Annotated in this window: 17 protein-coding genes; 16 read left to right on the forward strand and 1 reads right to left on the reverse strand. The window is 47.5% G+C overall.

Annotation, left to right across the window (positions count from 1 at the left end):
- The first annotated feature begins 42 nt into the window (after window positions 1-42).
- Entirely contained in the window at window positions 43-885 is an 843-nt protein-coding gene (locus IEY13_RS13355; protein WP_188952885.1) for a VOC family protein, read from the forward strand.
- Between the two features lie 69 nt (window positions 886-954).
- Here the strand turns inward: IEY13_RS13355 and IEY13_RS13360 are convergent, their stop codons facing one another.
- Window positions 955-3,051 (reverse strand): glycoside hydrolase family 18 protein, encoded by a 2,097-nt coding sequence (locus tag IEY13_RS13360; protein ID WP_188952887.1) that lies wholly within the window; start codon window positions 3,049-3,051, stop codon window positions 955-957.
- Window positions 3,052-3,156: 105 nt separating this feature from the next.
- Here IEY13_RS13360 and IEY13_RS13365 point away from each other — a divergent pair, with 105 nt between their 5' ends.
- The 15 genes from IEY13_RS13365 (at window position 3,157) to IEY13_RS13435 (ending at window position 22,195) form a co-directional block, all read left to right on the forward strand.
- Entirely contained in the window at window positions 3,157-3,693 is a 537-nt protein-coding gene (locus IEY13_RS13365; RefSeq protein ID WP_188952889.1) for a Pvc16 family protein, read from the forward strand.
- Between the two features lie 127 nt (window positions 3,694-3,820).
- Window positions 3,821-4,576 (forward strand): hypothetical protein, encoded by a 756-nt coding sequence (locus IEY13_RS13370; RefSeq protein WP_188952891.1) that lies wholly within the window; start codon window positions 3,821-3,823, stop codon window positions 4,574-4,576.
- An 18-nt stretch (window positions 4,577-4,594) separates the two neighbouring features.
- Window positions 4,595-6,103, forward strand: coding sequence for a phage tail sheath family protein (locus IEY13_RS13375; protein WP_188952893.1), 1,509 nt, complete (start codon window positions 4,595-4,597; stop codon window positions 6,101-6,103).
- A gap of 37 nt (window positions 6,104-6,140) precedes the next feature.
- Window positions 6,141-6,599 (forward strand): phage tail protein, encoded by a 459-nt coding sequence (locus IEY13_RS13380; protein WP_146835605.1) that lies wholly within the window; start codon window positions 6,141-6,143, stop codon window positions 6,597-6,599.
- 1 nt (window position 6,600) lies between these two features.
- Window positions 6,601-7,050 carry a phage tail protein gene (locus IEY13_RS13385; protein ID WP_188952895.1) on the forward strand — a complete coding sequence of 150 codons (450 nt, stop codon included), beginning with the start codon at window positions 6,601-6,603 and terminating at the stop codon, window positions 7,048-7,050.
- 11 nt (window positions 7,051-7,061) lie between these two features.
- On the forward strand, window positions 7,062-7,226 hold the full coding sequence (locus IEY13_RS13390; protein WP_188952897.1) for a DUF5908 family protein: 165 nt from the start codon (window positions 7,062-7,064) through the stop codon (window positions 7,224-7,226).
- 6 nt (window positions 7,227-7,232) lie between these two features.
- Complete coding sequence (locus IEY13_RS13395; RefSeq protein WP_188952898.1) at window positions 7,233-7,898, forward strand: CIS tube protein; 666 nt, start codon at window positions 7,233-7,235, stop codon at window positions 7,896-7,898.
- A gap of 3 nt (window positions 7,899-7,901) precedes the next feature.
- Complete coding sequence (gene vgrG, locus IEY13_RS13400; protein WP_188952900.1) at window positions 7,902-9,701, forward strand: type VI secretion system tip protein VgrG; 1,800 nt, start codon at window positions 7,902-7,904, stop codon at window positions 9,699-9,701.
- A gap of 19 nt (window positions 9,702-9,720) precedes the next feature.
- The gene (locus IEY13_RS13405) at window positions 9,721-10,017 is read left to right on the forward strand and encodes a PAAR domain-containing protein (RefSeq protein ID WP_188952902.1); all 297 of its coding nucleotides are present in this window, start codon (window positions 9,721-9,723) and stop codon (window positions 10,015-10,017) included.
- Between the two features lie 5 nt (window positions 10,018-10,022).
- The gene (locus tag IEY13_RS13410; protein ID WP_188952904.1) at window positions 10,023-10,439 is read left to right on the forward strand and encodes a GPW/gp25 family protein; all 417 of its coding nucleotides are present in this window, start codon (window positions 10,023-10,025) and stop codon (window positions 10,437-10,439) included.
- A 14-nt stretch (window positions 10,440-10,453) separates the two neighbouring features.
- Window positions 10,454-14,260 (forward strand): baseplate J/gp47 family protein, encoded by a 3,807-nt coding sequence (locus IEY13_RS13415; protein WP_188952906.1) that lies wholly within the window; start codon window positions 10,454-10,456, stop codon window positions 14,258-14,260.
- A 10-nt stretch (window positions 14,261-14,270) separates the two neighbouring features.
- Window positions 14,271-15,062, forward strand: a complete 792-nt coding sequence (locus tag IEY13_RS13420) for a hypothetical protein (protein ID WP_188952908.1) — start codon at window positions 14,271-14,273, stop codon at window positions 15,060-15,062.
- Between the two features lie 6 nt (window positions 15,063-15,068).
- The gene (locus IEY13_RS13425) at window positions 15,069-17,933 is read left to right on the forward strand and encodes a baseplate wedge protein (protein ID WP_188952910.1); all 2,865 of its coding nucleotides are present in this window, start codon (window positions 15,069-15,071) and stop codon (window positions 17,931-17,933) included.
- Entirely contained in the window at window positions 17,930-21,421 is a 3,492-nt protein-coding gene (locus IEY13_RS13430; RefSeq protein ID WP_188952912.1) for a contractile injection system tape measure protein, read from the forward strand. The genes IEY13_RS13425 and IEY13_RS13430 overlap by 4 nt, the downstream gene beginning before the upstream one ends.
- Before the next feature lie 102 nt (window positions 21,422-21,523).
- Window positions 21,524-22,195, forward strand: a complete 672-nt coding sequence (locus IEY13_RS13435; RefSeq protein ID WP_229687857.1) for an eCIS core domain-containing protein — start codon at window positions 21,524-21,526, stop codon at window positions 22,193-22,195.
- Window positions 22,196-22,225: the final 30 nt, after the last annotated feature.

The following is a 22,225-nucleotide window of genomic DNA, read 5'->3' on the forward strand; positions in this document are numbered from 1 at the left end:
TTGTATGTTTACAGTAGTAATAACACTGTAAAATTGAACTATATGAATAATTCCGTGTATCCCTGTATTACGCTGAAAGGGAAGGTAGCCGAAGCCGCTGAGTTTTATACCGACGTGTTTAAAGAGGCAGGTGTTATACAAACATCCCCTTTTGTAATTCAGATGCAGCTGTTTGGTCAGAAGCTGATGTTGCTGAATGATGGCCCCACTTCGCAGCCCAATGCCTCGGTATCGTTTATGGTAATGTGCGACAGTGCAGAAGATACGGAGGAGTTCTGGTTTAGCCTGAGCGATGGTGGCACCGTACTGATGGCGCTGGACAGTTACCCCTGGAGCCCGAAGTATGGCTGGATTATGGATAAATACGGCGTATCGTGGCAGCTATATACGAACGATGCAGACACTGCTACACAAAAGGTTTGCCCTACGTTGATGTTTACCGGTGCAGGAGCTGGCAAAGCATCGGAGGCAGTGCATTTTTACACCCGGGTGTTTCCGGATTCTGCTATTGAGGGTATATTAAAATACGCAGAAGGAGAGGGGGATAATACAGATTATGTAAAACATTCGCAGTTTACTGTAAAGGGTTATACGTTGATGGCTATGGATAGCTCTGCTAACCACGGATTCAGTTTTAATGATGCCATTTCGCTGGTAGTGGAATGTGAAGACCAGGCGGAGATTGACCGCTACTGGGAACAACTGACGGCCGATGGAGGCCAGGAGGTTGCCTGTGGCTGGCTAACCGATAAATACGGTATCAGCTGGCAGATTATACCCAAAGTGCTTGCCGAACTGATGAAAGATAAAGAACGTATACCGCGCGTAATGGGGGAGGTGATGAAAATGAAAAAGCTGATTATTGAGGATATGGTAAACGCGTAACATAAAACGAGGCGCCTTTATTATGCACGGGCGCCTCAGGTTTACAGCAAAGTTACGTTGTTACACTTATTACGGTATATAGCTTCGTCGTAAAAGGGGCAGAATCAAAAAACGGGCAATGATTACACCCAGCAGAATGCCTAACAGTATTACGCCCCAAAGGGAATAGAGCGACATATTGGCGCAATTGTTATCAGGATAGCAGTAGAAGTTTTCTTTATAATAAACACCATCTGCATTTTGATGCACACTCTGATAACGTTCTTTGCTTTCAACAGAGGACGAGAATAGTGGTATTTTATCATTGGTGAATACGTAAGCAAAAAGAAACAGCGATAATACAATGCTGAGGCCGGTGAGCACGCGGGCGGTTATTTTTTTATACTTCCAGTCGCTGCCTTCATTCTTCAGCTTCAAAATAAAGAAGATGGCGGTAGCCAGGGTAAGCATGCCAAACAGGATGGTTATAACCAGTAATACCTGTGTAAGTTCCTTTGTAACATATTCCACTTCTGTTATCAATAATTTTTTTAACTCCGCAGGTGTTTTTGCTTTTTTAGAAGCTATTTTATTTCGGGCATGTACAATGGAATCAATACCCAGTTCTCTGGTGTATTGTACCAGTGTTGCGCTGGAAAGAGAATCATTCTGCAAATCCTGAAAGCATTCTTCGCACGGGTTAGAGAGGATGTAGTTGTATAATACCAAACGGCGGTAAAGCGATTGAAATAGGGTGAGGGGGGCAGTAGCGCTATCTTTAATCAATACAGAGTCCAGCGTGGTTAGCTTAAACAGCATGGCATCCCACGCAGTATTGTAATTGAAGTTATCGCCTGAATAACGGATGCCTGCACCGCCCAGTTTGTTTTCTTTTACCATTTCAAACTGTCCGGAAATAATATCAATGGGTTCCATACTGCCGGCGCTTACCGGTATGGTGTATACAAATTTAGAGGCAGGTACTTTCTGATTTAAGTAGTAGGTAAGCCAGGTACTGTCACTGATGTAGAAACGGTCGCTTGCGGCATTTAATGCAGTAATATCATATGCTTCCACAGGGTTTGCAGAATTCAATGTAACGGTAACCTGCAGCGAAGAATCATTTACTTTAATGGCGCGTGACAGGAATGAAATAAAGGTGCTGAAGTAATCCCGGTCTGTTGCGTTCAATATACGGAAGTCGATATTAACACCGTTTATTTTTTGCTGTGCCAGCAGGTATTGAATGTTATTGGCAAGGGTATGCTGTGCCTGGGTGCTTCTTAAAAAAGAAGTAACGCTGGTAGCATTGTCCTGCAACACGGTAAACTGAATATTGCAACCTGCTTTTCGGGCAGAGTCTAGCATAACGGCAGACGAATCCCATGCGGCCAGTGATTTAAAATTACCGGTACTGCCATTGAGCAACAGTGCATCGTATACCCACCAGTTGAACATATGGAAAGGGAAGTTGCGCCATGAAAACGGCGCCATGCCGTTATAGAAGGCGTAGAAGTCTGTTTGTTTGTTAAAACTGTATAAATAATATTTTACGGAATGTGGGTCCTGGTGTTGCACAATGGCACTGTCGTTATTCACCAGTTTGCGGAGAATACTTAAAGATTCCCGTTTTTGTTTTTCTTCTTTCTTTGCTGCTTCTGTTTGGCCGGAAATAGCGGGCAGCAGTGCGTTTAAGGCATCTGCCACATCCGCATCGGTACTGGTGCTGCTATCAGTAACCACTTCTTCCGCTTTTTCCGGTTCTGCAGGTGCGGGTGGGGCAGGAGGACTTTTCTGCGCTGCTTCTTCACGGGCAGCGGTAGCTATTTTGCCGAGTGAATCAATTAACAGCAATACTTCATTGTGATAGCGGTCTTGTTTTTCCGATACCGAATCAATCAGTGTTTTTAATCGTTCTGTATTTACTTTCAACGAGTCTTTAATAGCCAGGCTATCCAGCAATGCCAGTACCCTCTGCTTCTGCCTTCTTTCGGCATTGGCTTTAAAGTGTAACAGGCTTACCATTCTTTTCACCAATCCTTGTTTAACCTTTGGATCGGCAACCTTAGCGGTAGAGTCGCCAGGATTATAGCTGAAATCATACGTATAAGCCGTTGTATGTAAACAACATACAAGCAGAATCAGCAGTATGGCCACGCATGTTAGCGAAACAGTAGTCTTTTTCATAAAACGTAAGCAGTAATATATAAACGCGGGTTGAAATTAAAAATTATTTATGTTTTGGTAACTATAAAAAAAATGCTATAGCTTTAGGGGCTCTAACTATTGCTTATGATCTATGAAAGCTTAACCTGTATAGCTGAAGAGCTTAACGAGTATTTCAGGATCAGGCTAAAAATACCGGAAGAGAAGGTACTGCTCAGTTCCATAGTAAACCCCGATGGAACGATAGCATTGCCTGGTGAGAATAAGATTGCTTTAACATTGGTGAACATTGAGAAGGAACCATCAGCTAACAAAACCGGTTTGACCAACTCCCCTAGTGTCAGCCTTACATTGCAGGTGATGTTTGTAGTGTATTTTTCAAGCAATAATTATTCGGAAGGATTGAAATTCCTTTCGTTGATCATTTCTTTTATGCAGCAGAAGCCCGTGTTTACAAGGGCTAACAGTCCTGCATTGCATGAAGGAATTGAGAAATTATCGGTTGAACTGGAAACCCATGGGCTGGAAAGAATGAACAATTTATGGGCCATGATAGGCGCCAAGTACATGCCCAGTGCACTGTATAGGGTGCGTATGCTTACCTATAATGCGGAAGTAAGCAGGGAATACCGCCCTGTAATTACCGGCTCAGCCATGGAGTAACAGATGACATAGGGAAATTGATTACTGACCGCTAACAAAACGCTGGATGGACAACCGTTTCATTCCGTTGGTAACTTGTGTGTATAAGCACAGTTATTACAATGATGGAAAATTGAAAACATTCCGTGTGTTCCCCGGAGAGGACACGGCTGCCTGGCTTGTACGGAACGATGTATTGTTCCGGCAATATGAAGACAGATTTACGATTTATTACAACAGCCTGTTCCATGGCAGGGAACGAAGCAGAGAGGAGTTGTGTACCGGTGATGGTACTATACTTGAGTTTTACCTGCAGAACAATGATGCGTATTTTGCGCAGTACACAGAGGGGGTACAAACCTTTACACCCGGCAAGGCCCTGCCTGTTTTTTCCAATACCTATACCACAGGCTTTTTGCATGGAGGTGAAGCGGTATCCGGTGATGCACTGGAGTACGACAGCACAGTTCTGCAACAGTTAGCGCTTGCCAATAAAAAGCCGTATGCCTGCCTGCGGTTGCACCTGACTGGTGATATGCAGGAATTATATACTATTCAGTTTACTGCCAAAGCCACTTACTGGCGTTATGTGCTTGCTGCCGGCCACCTGCAGCAATTGCAAAATCCTGCCGTTATTGCCCGGCAGGGCGCCGGTGTTTTTACAGGCCCCGAATGGGTAAACATTCCCGGAAAGGATAAAGTAGTTTGTTTTGTTTCAGCCGATAAAATTGTGCTCAGTGAAATTCCCAAACGGGAATGGCAGCTGGTAGAGCAGTATGATGCTGCCACCGGAAGATTCAAGGTGGTAAAGAAAACCTTGCCGGCACCTGATATCAGCCATATTTCGGTGCTGGATGCTGCTGATACATTCGCTATTTATAATTATTCAGAAATCATTTTATAATCATAAAACCACCATGTCATGCCAGAAACATTGATGACGCCCGGGGTCTATATCAAAGAAGAAAACGCCTTCCCCGGATCAGCCGTTGCAGTGGCGACAGCTGTTCCGGTATTTATCGGTTACACCGAAAGGGCCGTTCGGTTTGGTAAAAGCCTGCTGCGTAAACCCACTAAAATAACCTCGTTTGCAGAGTATGTAGAAATGTTCGGCGGCGCGTTTAAAGCAAAGTTTACCATTGCTGATGCTGACCCTGCCTTACCACAGGAAACTTTTCTGTTAAATAATAAAGAGTCTATACTAAAAGTAAAAGACAACAACAGTCTTTATTTCTATAACAGCATCCGTTTGTTTTATGCCAATGGTGGTGCTGAATGTTACATACTTTCTGTAGGCACTTATGGTGGCAGTGCAGACGGCCTGGAAGTAAAGATGAGCGATTTTATTGGCGATGATAAAACGCCGAATGTATTTAGTGAGATACTGGAAAAAGAGCAGGAGCCTACGCTGGTAGTACTTCCTGATATTGTTGCCCTGGGAGAAGCTGCTTACGACCTGTACAAACAGGTGCTGATGCATTGTGCCAAGGTGCAAAGCCGCTTTGGTATTTTTGATGTGGCATATCAGGCGCCCGGCAAAACTATTGATGATGTTGTATCGGGCTTCCGCAACGGCATAGGAAATGCTTTTTTGAATTACGGTTCCGTATACTACCCCTGGTTAAAAACCTCTGTAATACAGCCTACAGAGCTGGATTTTGAAAACTTTGATGACACTGTTGATCTGTCAACCGTGCTTCCGGAGCCCCTGGCACAGGATGTAATTAAAAAATACAAGGAACTGAAACCAGAAGAGCAGGATGCCGTAGCTAAGAAAAACTACCATCAGAGCCTGAAAGCAGCCAGTATTACCTATGTGCATCTGCTGGATGAAATACGCTCGCAGCTGAACGAGTTGCCGCCTTCTTCTGCTATGGCAGGCATATATACCCTGGTAGATACCAGCCGCGGCGTATGGAAAGCACCCGCCAACGTATCGTTAAGCATGGTAAATGCACCGGCTGTAAACGTATCTGCCCAGCAGCAGCAATCGCTGAACGTAGATGTAATGGCAGGTTTATCTGTAAACGTTATCCGGCCTTTTCCTGGTGTAGGTACCCTGGTATGGGGCGCCAGAACACTGGATGGCAACAGCCAGGACTGGCGTTATATTAACGTACGCCGTACGCTGATTATGATTGAGCAGAGTTTAAAGCTGGCTACACGCGCTTATGTGTTTGAGCCCAATACTTCTGCCACCTGGATTACGATCAGCAGTATGTTTAACAACTTCCTGTATAACCTGTGGACGCAGGGTGCCCTGGTAGGTGCGAGTCCTGACCAGGCGTACAGCGTATCTATTGGCCTGGGTGCTACCATGACGCCGAATGATATTCTGGATGGTATTATGCGCGTAACAGTGAAGCTGGCTATTTCACGTCCGGCTGAATTTATCGTACTCACCTTCCAGCAGCAGCAACAACAATCTTAATCTTCATCCTTTTCATCATTTATAAAACATATGTTTTATGGCAGATAGCAACGGCTCAGCCCAATCCACTATATGGCCTTTGGTACGATTTCAGTTTTCTATTAAAATAGGCAGCGATGAAATTCTGTTCCAGGAAGTAACAGGCCTCAGTTCTGAAACACAGGTTATTGAATACCGTGTAGGCAATAGCCAGTCATACACCGCCATTAAAATGCCGGGTATTAAAAAGTTTGGTAACGTAACCCTGAAGAAGGGCATTTTTCAAACCGATACCAAGCTGTGGACTATGTATAACGCTATTAAAATGAACACGATTGCGCGCCAGACGGTGGTAATAAACCTGCTGGACGAATCGAACAAAGCGGCGATGACATGGAACCTTACCAATGCTTTTCCGTGTAAGATGACGGTTACAGATATGAAAGCCGATGCCAACGAAGCTGCGGTGGAAACCATGGAGCTGGCGCACGAAGGCTTTACACTGGCAACCAGCTAATATGGCAGTAAGCTTTCCGTATGGCATGCCACGCGCGTTCATGTTCAACGTAACAGTGGGCGATTTTGCGGGCGAGGGTGAATGCAGCTTTCAGGATGTAAGCGGATTAAACGTAACACTCGGCACCGAAGAGGTGAAGGAGGGGGGCGTTAACAACTTTACTTACAAACTGCCCGGAAGGGCTAAATATGATAACCTGGTATTGAAGCGGGGACTTATTACAGGGTCCCCCATCATTACCTGGGTAAATGATGCGGTAAGCAATTTTGTGTTCAGACCCAAGCTGGTAAAAGTGCAGCTGATAGATCCGGAACAAACGCCGATAATCACCTGGTCGTTATACAACGCCTATCCGGTATCTATTAAGATGTCGGAGTTGAAAGCGATGGACAATGCACTGGCGATAGAAACGCTGGAGCTGGCTTATAACTTTTTCAGAAGAACCAATTAAACAGAGGATGTATGCCGCTGGAGATAAGAGAACTGGTGATTAAGGTAACGGTGGAGGAGAAATCCGGCAAACCGGAGGCGGATGTCGAGCATACGCTGCAGACGCTGAAAGCGCAGGTGGTAAACGAATGCCTGGAGAAAATAGTACGAAAACTGGAAAACGCATCGCAGCGATAACTGATTATGGCATTGGTGAAACTTTTGTTGGAGAGTTACGATACTCCTTCATGCAACGGCACATTACTGGGTTCTATTGAAGCGCTGGTAAACCCCGAAAACTATTCTGAAAAGTACTCGGTGGGGTACAGCACGTTCAGAACAATTAATAATCCCGCGGGTACGCTGGTTTTTTCCAGTATGAACAGTGGGGGGCTGGTTTTAAAAAATCTGATGGTAGACGGCACCGGCATTATTCCGCTTACGGGTGCGGGTAATGTACAGGACTATCTGAACAAGCTGGCGAAAGTGGTATACCAGTACAATGGCACCCTGCACTCGCCGCCTTATGTAAAGGTTACCTGGGGTACGCTTACTTTTAAAGGGGTATGTACAGAGTTTAACACGAATTATACCATGTTCCGGCCAGATGGTACCGCATTGCGGGCCACGGTGGACATAACGTTCAAATCTACAGTGGACCCCAAAACAAAGGGGCAGGAGGCGGCCAACAGCTCGCCCGATCTTACGCATATGCGCTTGGTAAGGGCAGGGGATACGCTGCCGCTGATGTGTTACCAGATATATGGCGATAGCAGCTATTATCTGGAAATAGCGCGTTATAATAAACTGAATAATGTATATCAGCTGAAGCCCGGAACGCAACTGTATTTTCCGCCCTTAAAAAAATAGCTTATGCCCAGTTATGCAGGACAGAATGTGGATGTGCCTTCTTTACGCTATACGATTACGGTTAACGGAAAAGCAATTGACGATTCGCTGGAAATCAGTTTTATAAAGGTGGCGCATGAGGTAAATAAAATTTCCTATGCAGAAGTAATACTGTCGGGCCCGGCTGCGGCTGACGGCTCTTCTATTTCATTCAGCGACTCAGATACTTTTACGCCGGGTAATGCTATTGTTATTTCTGCTGCCTATGGTGATGACCAGCAAACGGCTTTATTTACCGGGGTTATTGTAAAGCATGGGCTGGATATGAACCCGGATAGTACCATTAACCTGAAACTGCTTTGCAAACATGCGGCAGTAAGCATGACGTTTGGACGTAAGGAGCAGTTGTTTGGGCAGCAGACAGACAGTGATATTATTACGGCCATTTGTGGCACCTATGGTTTATCGGTAACGGTAACCAGCACCAGTTTTAAAAACGAGATGTTTTTTCAGAAGCTGGCTACAGACTGGGATGTGGTATTATCAAGAGCAGAGTTTAACGGCATGCTGATTTTTCTGGACGGCGATTCGCCGGTAATAAAAGCACCTGATTTTAGTGGCAGTCCGGTACTGGCGGTGGCACCTGGTGGTGGCCTGCTGAATTTTCAGAGCGAACTGAATGCCGAAAAGCAGGCACCGACTATACAGGCAAGTGCGTGGGATGTAAAAAATCTGGCCTTGCAGAATGCGAATGCCAAAGAGCCTACGCTGGGTAGTCAGGGGAGTGTTACTGCCAAAACGCTGTCGGGAAAATTAAGTCAGACACAACTGATGTTAACGGCGGGTACGCCTATGGCAACTGCTGAATTACAGGCATGGGCCGATAATTATCTGTTTCGTATGCGCATGGCTGCGTTGAAGGGTACGGTTTCTTTTATTGGTTCTGCCCTGGTTAAAACAGGCACTGTTATTCAGTTAGAGGGTATGGGTACCAAGTTTAACGGAAATGCTTATGTAACCTCCGTTACGCATGAACTGGAAGATGGGGTATGGAAAACTACTGCCGGTTTTGGGCTGGATAGCAAGCCGGTGAGCCAGCAACCGGATTATTCTTATGTATCAGCTACCGGGCAGGTGCCTTCTATACAGGGCTTGCAGGTAGGCACGGTAAAACAACTGGCCAGCGATCCGCAATCGTTATACCGCATACTGGTTACCCTGCCCAGCAATGCCGCTACCGTAGGGGCTGTGTGGGCGCGGTACGCTAATTTTTACGGCACGGCGGGTGCAGGCCTGGGTTTTTTGCCGGAGGTGGGTGATGAGGTAATAGTAGGGTTTATTGAAGGTGATCCGCGTTACCCCGTAATACTGGGTTCGTTGTATGGCAGCGCGAAAGCCAGCCCTAACCAGGCTTCTGATGAAAAGAATAACCTGAAAATGCTGAGCACACGTAGCCAGCTGATGATGCAGTTTGACGATGATAAAAAAGTAATTACCATCAGTACCCCTGGTGGTAACAGCATTACCATCAGCGATGATGGTAAAAGTATTGCCATAGCCGATCAGAACAGTAACAGTATTAAAATGTCTTCCTCCGGTGTTGAAATCAGCAGCAACAGTGATGTATCTATCACTGCCAAAGGCGGCATTACACTCACTGCCAATACTTCTGTAAGCATTACCGCCAAGCAGGATGTAGAGGCAAACGGATTGAATGTTACCTGTTCGGCCAAAATGGGTTTTACCGCCAAAGGCACCGCCTCGGCGGAAGTGTCGGCATCGGGCCAGACCACTATTAAAGGTGCTATGGTGATGATTAATTAACAGGTATAAACAACAGGATATGTTAGCAGCAAGACTTACAGATATGCATACCTGCCCTATGGTAACGCCGGGCCTTCCACCAATACCACATGTAGGCGGGCCTGTAACCGGCCCCGGTGCGCCTACGGTTTTAATAGGCAAGCTACCGGCAGCAGTAATGGGCGATATGTGTGTATGCGTAGGCCCACCGGATTCTATTATTAAGGGATCGGCCACGGTAATGATCTGCGGCAAACCCGCTGCCCGTATGGGAGATAGTACGGCACATGGCGGTGTAATTGTACTGGGTTGCCCCACGGTAATGATAGGAGGGTAAGCAGGATGGAAGAACAAAAATCATTTTTAGGAAGGGGCTGGAGCTTTCCGCCTGCTTTTGACCGGGTTAGCAGTACGGTGCATATGGTATCGGAACTGGAAGATATTATGCAGAGCATACGTATTATTCTGGGAACGGTGCCTGGCGAACGTGTGATGCAGCCTGAGTTTGGCTGTGCCTTAAGACGCATGGTGTTTGAGCGGGTAGATGCCATGTTTGTAAATCAGCTGAATGATATTGTACGCATGGCGTTGCTGAATTTTGAACCCCGGATTAAGTTTCTGGGTGCGGAGGTAATGGAAGAACAGGCGGAGAAAGGGCGTGTGGTGGTAGATATTAGTTTTATGGTAATTATTACCAATACCCGGCACAACATTGTGTATCCGTTTTATTTTCTGGAAGGAACGAACTTATCTGAATAACTGTTTAGCGGTACATGAGCCTGCATGCAAATACGGATTTACGCGACGGTCTGAGTCAAACAGAGCGGTTTCCGCGTGCCCTGCATCCGGCTTACTTCAAACCTGACGAAAGAGACAGCGGGCAACTGCTGAACTTTACCATAGCCCTGGCGGGGCAGTTTAATTACTACAACATTCATAACAGGCCAGACGGCACCTGGGAGGAGTTTTTTGACCTGGACATGGATGTGCTGTTTACGCTGATTGCGCGTATTGACCTGAAATCATCGCTGCGTGATTACGATTTATTACAGGAAGCACTGTTACAGGCCGATACTCCGGAAGAACTGGTACAGGCGCTGAATGAGCAGCTGGATTATTTTTTTACCGCACTGGATATACTGGTGAAAACGCGCGTTAAAAGTACGCATGCACGTAATAATACGCAGGTATCACCGGTAGCCACCATAACGGCCGACTGTTATAATTTAAGCGCAAAGTTTATTGAATATTACAGCCAGATAAAAGTGATGCTGCCCAACGTAAAAACGTTGAACGTAGCAGCGCTGTTACCGGGCGAAATGCATTTTCCGCTGGTAGAAACAGAGAACCTGCTGGCGTATCCCACACAGCAAAAAGCGGCAGCGGGTATTTATAAAGTATTCGGGCTGCTTTTTTCAGAACTGCGCCAGAAGTACAGCCAGCTGATAGCTGCAGCACGCTATTATCTGCAACACCAGGAAAAAGACCGGCAATACGATCCGCATCTGGGATTGTTTATGGCTTTTCTGGAATTGTATGGCGATCTGCAGCAGCAGATGAACCGCATTACCCAGCGCCACCTGGATTTTTATTACCAGCAGATACTGGGCATGGAAAGGCGCAGGGCTGTGCCTGACCAGGTGCATATTGTATGCGAGCCGGGTAAGCAGGTAAGCCAGTACATACTGCCTGCCGGTGAACAGCTACTGGCAGAGCCTGTAGCAGGCCAGCCGCTGATTTACCAGACAGACAGTGATGCGTTTATTGGCCGTGCAGTAATTAAAGAACTGAAAACCGGTTTTATAAGCCGGCAGGTACAGTTTGAAGCTGGTAGTAATTATAACTGCCGGCCGGTAGAAGAAGTAAAAGTATACAAGGGTAATTATCCCGTACCGGATGCCGCGGGTTACAGCAAGGGTACGGCTATTGTTAGCCCATGGCCGCTGATGGGCGAAGAGCAGTCTGGCTTTTCTCAGAACCAGCGTACCATGGAAGATGCCTCGCCGGGTTTTGTATTGGGTTCGCCTTTGTTGTATGTTAGAGATGGTTTCAGAAACATACAGCTGAAATTTTATATACCCCGGCCTTCCTTTCTGTACTTTACAGATTATGTACAGAACTTTTCGGTAATTACCGGTAACAGCGAAGCGTATACTACCTATCAGCTGTTAAACCGGGCGTTTTATATATCTATAACCGGTGATGAAGGGTGGATTGGTGTAGAAAAATACAGTTTCCGTTTAAACAATACAGATGAGGCTAATCCCTATCTGGAGCTTACTTTTAAACTGTCTTCCACCGATGTACCTGTAGGCTTATACCAGCCGTTGGTGCATGGAGATAATTACGCGGTAAGCACCCCGGCGGTAAAAATTGAAATTAATAACAATGCCTTTCACAATGCGTTTGGCTACCTGCGCAATATGGAGATTACCCGCATTTCTATTGTGGTGGATGTGGAAGGAGCGCGGGGGCTGCAATTACAGAATAACCTGGGGCCGGTGAGTATAGATACGCCTTTTCAGGCCTTTGGCCCTGTGCCTGCTACCGGTAGTTATCTGGATATAAAGAATACAAATATTTTTAACCGTTTTACACGCAGCTTCGATATTAATATTGAATGGTTTGACCTGCCTTCGATGGCGGGAGGGTTTGAAACCTATTTTCAGGGCTACCAGAATCATACCCGTAACGAAAGTTTTACCGCCAACATTACACCGGTAGAAAACGGTAAATCGCTAACACCCCTTCCTGCCCAAACGGGCAAACACCTGTTTCAGACACGGAGAGATGAGAACAGCAGTGAATTGTTCCTTTGCCGGGAAACGGTGCTGGAAAACCTGGAAGGGCCGGGCTTTTCTTTTGGTAACCGGCCTTTGCTGGATAAGGAAGAAGAGCAGTCAGGCTTTTTCAGAGAAGGAGCGGTAAGGCTTGAGTTGACAGGCCCGGCAGATGCATTCGGGCACCGCCTGTACCCGGTATTGTTTCCGGCAGCTATTATGCACAATGCAAAGCGGTTTGTAAAAAAGGTTCCTATACCCGAACAGCCGTATATACCGGTAATTAAATCGGTAGAGGTAGATTACAGGCTGGAACATTCCGAGGTGCTGTATGGCAAGGGGCGCAAACAGGATGAGAGTTTTATTACCCTGATACACCTGTATCCGTTTGGGCAGGTAAAGGTATACCCCGATCTGGATGCAGATGACGTCACTTTTGTGCCGTATCTGGACAGGGAGCGTAACCTGCTGATTGGTTTACAGAACGTGAACCCCGGACAGCCGTTATCGTTTTTGTTTCAGTTACAGGAGATGAAGTACCACCACACGGCGCATAGCGTGGAAGATGTGGAATGGAGCTATCTGAAAAACAACCGATGGGAGCAGATGAAACCGGCAGATGTGCTGAGCGACAGTACGCATAATTTTATTGAATCGGGTATGGTGGTGTTACAGATGCCTGCGGAAATACCCACAGGTAATACCCTGCTGGGAGGCGATTGCTTTTGGCTGAAAGCTTCGGTAAACCGATCACAAAGTGCGGGGGCTAAAGTGCTGGGTTTGTTTGCGCATGTGGTAGCGGCTACGCGCCTGCAGGCAGATGAGGCCGGGCCTGTAAAGCGAAACACCTGGTTGCCGGCAGCCTCGGTAAAAGGGTTTGTGCAAAAGATTCCGGAGATAAACCAGGTATGGCAGTTGTTTGCCAGTACAGGAGGGCGGCAGGAAGAAACAAAGCAGCAATACTACCTGCGTGTGAGCGAGCGGCTAAGGCATAAAATGCGGCCGCGCACCAGCATGGATATATCGCAGATGATACTGGATGCTTTTCCGGATATTCTGATGGTAAAGTGTATTGGTGCAGGCACAGAGAAGCAACTGGTGCTACCCATTATTAACATGCAGGTGGTAGTAATTCCACGGGAGCGGGAAGACGGGATATTTGTAAGCCGTCAGCCGGGTGTGAGCCTGGATATGCTGTATCGCATTAAGCAATATATCAGCGGTTCTCTTTCTCCCTTTGCTGCTGTTGAAGTAGGTAATCCGGTATATGAAAAGATAAAGATTGTATGCACCATTGCCATACGGAAAGATGGGGTGAATGCCAACGACGGCTATTACCTGAAAATGCTGAATGAAGATATCAGCCGTTTTATAAATCCCTGGCTGTATAATCAGAGGCAGGAAATTAAAATTGGCAGTAAGATTTATATACAGGATATACTGGATGATATTAAGCGCAAGCCCTATGTGCAGTATATCACCGCTTTTTCGGTATTGCATTTTTTCAAAAGGCTGAACAGAACCACGGGCAGGTTTGATTCCGTTGTAGTGGATAGCGCACTGAACCCCGCTTTAAAATACATTGAAGCCTCCCGGGCAGATGCGGTGCTGATAGCGGCGGACAGTCATCTGGTAACCGTGGTAGGAGCGGCCGGTTATCAGGAGCCACGAGCCTCCGGCATCGGCGATTTTATTGCCGGAGATGAGCTGTCGGTATATGTAAGTATTGCAGCGGAAGAAAAGCCTCCACCACCGCCTGATGAGGAAGAAGATGAGTTCATAGATATTCATTTAGCTTAATTATAGTACTATGTCTAAGTTTAATGATAGTAAAACCCGCAGCAGGGAAGACCTGCGAAAATTTTTCCGGAATGGGGAGATACCCTCGGAAGAGCATTACCGTACGTTGATTGAATCGATGATTAACAAGCAGGACGATGGTTTTGCACGCGATGTGGACAATGGGATGCTGATTGCTTCTACGCTGAAGACAGGCCGTTTTATGGCGCTGTTTAAAAATATAGATGATTTTGATCCGTTTTTTGTGCTGGAAAAAGACAGTAAAGAAGATGCTTCGTTACGGTTGAGTCCGGCAGGCAAAGAGGGCAAGAGCAAGCCGGATGATACCTGCTTTTTCTTTCATGAAAACGGCAGTATGGGCCTGGGCAAACGCAGTGAAGATAAATACCGGCTGGAGGTAAACGGCTTTGCCGCCATGGATGGCCGTACAGGTACCTGGAAGCAGGGAGGTGTACCGGCCGATGGCCGCTGGCATGCTATAGCGCAGGACCTGGATAACTGCCAGGTGTTTGAGGTAGTGGCACGTACCGGCAAAACCAATACCGGCCGTTTTGCTGTTATGCATGCTATAGCGGTGTGTGCCTATGGCAGCTCCCGCAGCCGTATACGACGCACGGGTGCGCACTTTGGTTTTTTCTGGAACAGAATACGGTTGCGCTGGCGGGCAGATAAAGTAACCCATAAGTATACACTGGAAATGAAAACCAGCAGTAAATACGAAGGCGAGCCACAGATTTTTTATCATATATCTCGCCTGTGGGATGATACCAGTTTTTTACCGGCCGATTACTACCATGCTTAGCTTGTTATGAATACACGACTGCCACCTACCATTGATAAAGATTACGGCGATGATACCGCACTGGACTTTGCCTGGCTGCGCAAAAGAGCGGTGGAGCTGGTGCAGCAGTACAGCGGCAATAGCTGGACGGATTATAACCTGCACGACCCTGGTGTTACGATACTGGAGATGCTGTGTTTTGCCTTAACAGATCTTGCCTATCGCACCAGTATGCCTGTGGCAGATTTGCTGACAACGGAAAAGGATGGCATTAATTACACCACCAATTCCTTTATTACCCGCGAAAAAATACTGGTTACCGAGCCGGTATCGGTATCGGATTACCGGCGCTGGATAATAGACCAGGTGAATGAGGTAGACAATATCTGGTTTGAACCGATTGTTTCTCCCTATACCAAACATTTTGCCCGTGGCCGCTACCGCGTTATTGTTCAGTTGTACGATAAATGGCAGCGCGGTGGGGGAAGGGTGGAGGAGAAGTTTGCAGAATCGCAACAGATTATTGAACGGGTAAAAGCATTACTGGCAGAAGCCAGAAATATAGGCGAGGAGTTTGAAGAGTTTATTGTAATGCAGCCGGAGCGTATTACGGTTTGTGCGGAGATTATGCTGAATAAAAAAGCCATTCCCGAAGATACACTGGCGCAGATTTATTACCGGCTTGAGAACGCACTGAACCCCCCGGTGTTGTTCAGCACCGAAAAAGAAATGCAGTCCGCAGGGTATACCGTGGAAGAGATATACGCCGGTCCGTTACTGGATCATGGCATTGTGCCGGAGAGCGAACTGCGGCGTATGCGAACCACGGCCGACCCGGCAGAGCTGATTAAAGCTATTTCGGGTATGGAGGATGTATTGCATATACGCCGGTTAGAGGTGGCGGGGCCTGATGGTAATTACATTATTTATCCGTTACAGTTACAGAAGTATCATTATCCCTTATTGGTATTTAAACCGCACGAGCCGGATATAAAGCTGTATTACGATGAGCAGCCGCTGGCGGTAAACGGGCCGGTATTTGAAAGCCTGCTGATGCGTTTGCGCGAAGGCATGCAACGGCAGTTTGTGGCCGATATGCACGATAAAAAAACAAACGAGGCCTGGCAGGGGGAGTGGCGTAATACAGAAGCTTATACCTCGTTACAGCATTATTTTCCGGCTATTTACCGGCTGGGACATGAGCAGGTGCAGGAGCATGATGCGCCGGAGCAGAAGGCGCGGGTAAAGCAGCTGAAAGCGTACCTGATGTTGTTTGAGCAAACGATAGCGGGCTATCTCTCACAGCTATCGCACCTGAGCGAATTGTATTCGTACGAAACAACACAGGAACGAACCTATTTCCATCAGCCGTTGTATCAGGTGCCGGGTGTATCGGATATTATTAAAGCCTATACAGATAACGATAAACAAAGCTGGGAGCAGTTTGTAGCGGATGCAGATAACGCCTATGCCGCCACACTGCGCCGTATAGCGGAAACGGATGATGTATACCGGAAGCGTAAAAAGAGAAGTCTTGAGCATATGCTCAGCCGGTTTAACATAGTGCCTGACCCTTATCCGGTAATGCTGTATAATCAGTATTATGGTGGCCGTGGCAAAACAGAACGTACAGATACAGAAATACGCTGGAAAGCACAGCTGCTACAGCACGCACGCGTAATTAATAACTACCGTATACGTGCAGAAAATTACCTGGACTGGGGTGTGGATGAGGTATCGTACGGTTTTTCGTATAACATGCGGTTGTTGCTGTATCTGCAGCAACGGGGTACGTACCGTGCCACGGCAGTTTTGGAGAAAGGAGCAGGAGAAACAGGGCGCCCGCATACACCACAGCCTGCCTTTTACCGCACCTGGGAAACCGGGGAAGAACAGCCCATAGCTGTTTGGGTAGATGAAAACATGCCGGTAGACAGCGGGTTTTATCTGCACAGGGTACCGGTGAGTTTTTTACGTTCGGGCATTGATACCAGCCGTTTTCGTGTACTGCAACATCCGGTTTATCATACTGAATATATAGTAGCCATGCCCGCTAAGCAGCAGGAGGAGTGGCAGGCGGTAAGCAGGCATAGTACACAGGCTGGCGCGGTGCTGGCCTTACGGGTACTGGCCGATAAACTGCGTGCCTGGAATGTATCGGCCGAAGGCTTTCATCTGGTGGAGCATATACTGCTGGCTCCGTTGCACGGTAACAACGTATATAGGTATGAGTTTTATGATGAGCATGAGCAACTGCTGCTGCGCCAGCGTAACTGGGTAGCCTGGCAGGAGCGGGAAGAAGCTATTGATGCCTTGTTAAAGCTGGAGCGTGACATGCGTGTGAAGCCTGCTTTATCTGATGACGAAGAAGATGCTAAAAACCGGAAATGGGTGCAGCGGGTGTTAGAAACCAATCATGTATTTCTGGCGCGCTCCCGGGAACATGCGCCTGCGGAAGTGCATTCCTGGGAGGGTATGACCGATGATATGCGCCGCATACTGCCGGGTAAACTGCGCTATGCGTTACAGGCATACAGGCGGCGCAGAACTAATTTTTATCCCCGTTTTTCTTATCGCGTACAGCGCTCGCCTGGCGTGGTAATAAAAGAGGAGTTTTATAATGCCATGGTTACGGTAGTGTTTCCTGCATGGCCTGCCCGTTTTCAGGATAAAGGGTTCCGCGAGTTTGCAGAAGCTTTGTTTACCTACAACCTGCCAGCTCATATACAGCCTGTTTTTCTGTGGCTGAATGCCGGGCCTATGAAGCAGTTTGAACAACTGCACGGTGCCTGGCGGGAAGCCTTGAAAAATGGCAGGGAAGCTATCGCCCACGGCCATGCGGACAGGCTGATTTCTTTTTTGCTGGATAAACATGATTACGGATTGTTATGACAGCGCCTGCTCATCAGATACAAAGCCTTGTATTCGATATTCAGCTATCGCCACGCGACAAAGCGCATGCATTGCAGAATACCATCAGCCGAATGTATACCTACCGGCTGGAAGGCTTGCTGAAGCAGTTCTTTGAGGAGGTGATACCACCGGGGCTGGTGGTGAAAGCAGCGCAGGTTACGCTGGACCTGGGCAACCTATCTTATGAACAACTGGAAGCAGAATTGCCTGAAAGGCTACTGCAGGAGTTACGGAAAGCCTTTGATATTTCTTTAACCGGCGGAGACACCGCCCGTTTGTTACCTGCCCAATATACCATTGCCACTACCGAAGAGGGCTATCTGCAATTACTGTTGTTTTTTTTACAGGTCGGACATTTCCCCTGGTGGGCCGGTGCTACTACCTATGAACAACTGGAAGATTATATAGAGCTGCTGGCGGTAAAGAGGCCGAGGCAACTACGTGCCCTGCTGATGCAGGAAGGGAAGAAGGAGCAGGTGCGCCGCCGCATAGCCTGGCAGTTTAGCGAACACAGTATTAAAACATTGATACAGGTGCTGGAGCCAGAGGAGTGTTTTTTTATACTGGCTTACCATAAAAGTGTTACCCGGCAGCAGCAACAATATAACCTGGTAAAATCGGGTACAGAAGATTTTAAACGCGCGGTGTGGTTTTTTATATTCTCCTTTTTATTGTCAGAGCGGGAAACCTGGTTTAACAGGCGGGTATTTATCAAGAGTACCCTGCGCCAGATGTCGGCACATTTTAACGTACCCTATTTGTCGCTGATAGGTTTGCTGTATCAGGCACTATATGCAGCGGGTGTAGATATAGAGCAGGCCCGGCTTACCTGGTTTATAAAGGTGGTGCTGGAAGAAGAGTTGCCTGCACCTGCACGGCGTTTGGCGGCTGCCCATGTTATTGAGGAAGCCGGTGATTACGATCTGGCGGAAGCTGCCGTACCTGAATGGGTATTGGACAAAGCAGCGCAGGCGCAGGGGGCGCTGTATATTAAAAACATACTGGCCTGGTTTTTACAAACAGGCACGGTGCCGGGCTTTACCGCTTACACAACCGGAAGCATGGAGGCACTGCTGCAACAGTTACTACAGCAATATCCGCAACAGGCGGTGCAGTTGTTTACCTGGGCAGGTGCGGAGGAAAAAAGAAAGAACCGTTTTTTATACCAGTTTTCGCCGGAACTGATTGCAGCTATTATACTGCTGCTACCGCAGGGTGGAGAAGCGCTGGCGGCCAGCCAGGCATTGGCACAGCTGGCGGAGCATAATGCCGCCGGTGCTGGCCGGCTGCCGGGTATGGCCACAGGCCAACTGGCAAAGAGCAGGCTGCGCATGCTCTGGAGCCACTATGCCGAAGCGGAATACCAACGCTTTCATGCAGGAAGTTTTTACCTGCAGGGGCTAAAAATGTTATATCGCGTACCTGTGCAGGCATGGTATACCTTGCTGCCGGAGTTAAGCATTTTGTTTATACGCGGAGGAGAGGCAGCCTTACAAACCGTAATAACCTTGCTGGCTGCTATGGATTCTAAAGAATACGGAAGCATACATATGCCGGTGCAGCAGGAGGCATGGCGGCAAACGGTAGGGCAGTTGCCGGAGATAAAGAAAATATTATTATCTGTTGCAGAGCAGGAGTTACAGTTTCTGCCGCTGTTTTCCGTGTTTTATCAGTCGCCCGAAAATACCGTAGCTACGGTGGAAGAAGCGCTGTCTTACTTTTTGCTGTGGAATAAGCTACCAGATAGCCTTCCGGTAACGGAAAGGGAGAAAGAGCGGGGATTACTGGCGGATATGGTGTTGCTGCTGTTTCAGCGGGATCGTACGCGGCTGCGGGCGCTTTTTTTATCGCCATTGAATTCTTACGCAGCCAAAAGAAGAATCTATGCTTTGTTTTCGCAGCAGAAGGGAGGCAGGGATGCATTGGTAGCTAACTGGCTTAACACCTTTTTGCAGGCAGATATGGCTGTGTATCTGGGTGATGTGCCTTATATAAACGGTTTGGGGTATTATAAAGAAACCTGGAAAGGGTTTAGCCTTACACGGGCTGCTGTATTGCTTAGTAAATATTATGGTACAGTAGTAGCTGTGCCACCGGATGAGCAGGTGCTGTTACAGCAGGCGATACAGTTGCTGGATTATTATTTTACCCGTAACAGTTTGCCTGCGGGTTTTCCGGTACAAGGTGCGGAAGGATTGTTGCTGATACAATATCTGTTCAGGTGGGTGCTGGGTAAAAACAGTAATAGTTTGTATACACTGTTACAAAAAAGTAGTCACCATGCCACCGCCCGCCTGCAGATACACCAATGGTTTGCTACCAATGAATATGTAAATGGTAAAAGCGTAACTGCTTTTACTGCTTTGTGGTTGCAGCATGATGTGCTGGCTTATCTGCAACATTCGGTGCAGGAAGATATTACGGAAACTGCCGCCTGGCTGCGGCTGGTAAGCTGGCAGCAATTACCGGTGGCGGTAATTAAATATGCAGCGGTACATTTTTCCACTGCCACCCTGCAAAAATGGCTGCAGGGTTATAGCAGTACCTGGTACAACCGGGTGTTGCCTGCCATTGAAATACTGCACCGGCTTTTCCGCCATTTTACCGGTTTAACGCGCAACTGGCCACAGCTGCAATTGAATGAGTTTATACTACTGGCCTTTGCCGCACATATTGAGGTAAAAGATGCGCCTGCTTTTATTCACCACTTTTTTGCTTTTACCGATAAGCATATACCACCGCCTGTATACCGCGTATATGAACAGATTGCCCGTGCCTGGGCCATAGCACGGGATATGGAGCCCGCTGAATCAGCTACGCTGGTGCGGCTGGTAGATCGTGAAATAGCTGCACGGCTGTTACAGCGGCCGCCGGTAGCCAGGCCTGTTGTACAGCAGCCGGCTGTTGCCACTGCCCAGGAAGGGTATCCGCTACAGGATTTGCTGCCGGCAGGCGAAAACTATGATAAAATACACGTACAGAATGCGGGTATCATTCTTATGCATCCGTTTTTAGCGGTGTTTTTCAATCGCCTGCAAATGACCGAAAAGGGTAAATGGGTAACTGAGGAAGCACAGTTACGGGCCGTGCATCTGTTACATCACCTGGCAGATGGCAGGTGGGAGCATGAAGAACCGCTGCTGCCTTTAAGCAAGCTGCTGTGCGGATTAAAGCAGGAGCAGCCGGTACCGTTACAGGTAGAACCTACGGTGGAAGAAACAGCCATGATTGAATCACTTTTCGCAGGCATTTTTCAGCAATGGGAGAAAATGAAGAATTCGAGTGTGGATGGTTTCAGGCAAAGCTTTTTACAACGCAATGGTATTCTGTGTTATAAGGGCGATCACTGGAGTTTGCGGGTAGAGCAGAAAGGCTACGATTTGCTGCTGCAAACCCTGCCATGGGGCATCAGCACCATACGGTTGCCCTGGATGGGGGAGATGTTGTACGTGGAATGGGAATACTAAAAGCGCAACAATATTATGCTTACGTTTTCATACTATCCCCACAGGTTTGGGAAAAAATAGTATATTTAATTATCAATAACCTGGTTAATACCTCTCGCCGTTATGAAACAAGCTGTTTTGCAATCGAAACTTCCTGATACTGCGGTAACAGCCGGCAGAAGCGCCGGTAATCCCTTTCAGTTATTAAAAGAGCAGGCTGCACAACTCATGAGCCGTGATAAAACCGCCCAGCTGGTGGCTCCGGAGGAAGAGTTGCCTGTACAGGGCAAGCTAACGGCGCAGCTTGCTGCACCGGAGGAAGAACTGCCTTTGCAGGGTAAATTTGTTGCACAATTGCAGGCCGGTCCGGAAGAGGAATTGCCCGTGCAGGGTAAGTTTACCGCCCAGTTGCAGGCACCGGAAGAAGAGTTGCCGGTACAGGGCAAGTTTGCGGTACAACGGGTAGAGAACAAAACAGGGATGCCTGACAGTTTGAAAAGTGGTGTGGAATCTATGTCAGGCTATTCTATGGACAATGTACGCGTTCACTATAACTCAGATAAACCTGCACAGCTGAATGCATTGGCTTACGCACAGGGTTCGGATATACATATGGGCCCGGGGCAGGAGCAACATCTGCCGCACGAAGCCTGGCATGTTGTACAGCAGATGCAGGGCAGGGTACAGCCCACCATACAGGAAAAAGGCGTAGGTATTAATGATGACGTATCGTTGGAATCTGAAGCCGATGTAATGGGGGCCAAAGCGGCCGCCGTTTCACTGAAAAGAAAGTAATAACACGTTCTGATGCTGTTGTTGCTTCCA

The organism is Filimonas zeae, assembly GCF_014641615.1.
Lineage (GTDB): Bacteria > Bacteroidota > Bacteroidia > Chitinophagales > Chitinophagaceae > Filimonas > Filimonas zeae.

Bases quoted from the DNA above. Each gene is read 5' to 3' on its own strand.
- IEY13_RS13415 (WP_188952906.1), top strand. From the start codon at position 10,454: ATGAGCCTGCATGCAAATACGGATTTACGCGACGGTCTGAGTCAAACA.
- IEY13_RS13420 (WP_188952908.1), top strand. From the start codon at position 14,271: ATGTCTAAGTTTAATGATAGTAAAACCCGCAGCAGGGAAGACCTGCGA.
- IEY13_RS13425 (WP_188952910.1), top strand. From the start codon at position 15,069: ATGAATACACGACTGCCACCTACCATTGATAAAGATTACGGCGATGAT.
- IEY13_RS13390 (WP_188952897.1), top strand. From the start codon at position 7,062: ATGCCGCTGGAGATAAGAGAACTGGTGATTAAGGTAACGGTGGAGGAG.
- IEY13_RS13410 (WP_188952904.1), top strand. From the start codon at position 10,023: ATGGAAGAACAAAAATCATTTTTAGGAAGGGGCTGGAGCTTTCCGCCT.
- IEY13_RS13380 (WP_146835605.1), top strand. From the start codon at position 6,141: ATGGCAGATAGCAACGGCTCAGCCCAATCCACTATATGGCCTTTGGTA.
- IEY13_RS13430 (WP_188952912.1), top strand. From the start codon at position 17,930: ATGACAGCGCCTGCTCATCAGATACAAAGCCTTGTATTCGATATTCAG.
- IEY13_RS13435 (WP_229687857.1), top strand. From the start codon at position 21,524: ATGAAACAAGCTGTTTTGCAATCGAAACTTCCTGATACTGCGGTAACA.
- IEY13_RS13355 (WP_188952885.1), top strand. From the start codon at position 43: ATGAATAATTCCGTGTATCCCTGTATTACGCTGAAAGGGAAGGTAGCC.
- IEY13_RS13395 (WP_188952898.1), top strand. From the start codon at position 7,233: ATGGCATTGGTGAAACTTTTGTTGGAGAGTTACGATACTCCTTCATGC.
- IEY13_RS13375 (WP_188952893.1), top strand. From the start codon at position 4,595: ATGCCAGAAACATTGATGACGCCCGGGGTCTATATCAAAGAAGAAAAC.
- IEY13_RS13405 (WP_188952902.1), top strand. From the start codon at position 9,721: ATGTTAGCAGCAAGACTTACAGATATGCATACCTGCCCTATGGTAACG.
- IEY13_RS13385 (WP_188952895.1), top strand. From the start codon at position 6,601: ATGGCAGTAAGCTTTCCGTATGGCATGCCACGCGCGTTCATGTTCAAC.
- IEY13_RS13360 (WP_188952887.1), bottom strand. From the start codon at position 3,051: ATGAAAAAGACTACTGTTTCGCTAACATGCGTGGCCATACTGCTGATT.
- IEY13_RS13365 (WP_188952889.1), top strand. From the start codon at position 3,157: ATGATCTATGAAAGCTTAACCTGTATAGCTGAAGAGCTTAACGAGTAT.
- vgrG (WP_188952900.1), top strand. From the start codon at position 7,902: ATGCCCAGTTATGCAGGACAGAATGTGGATGTGCCTTCTTTACGCTAT.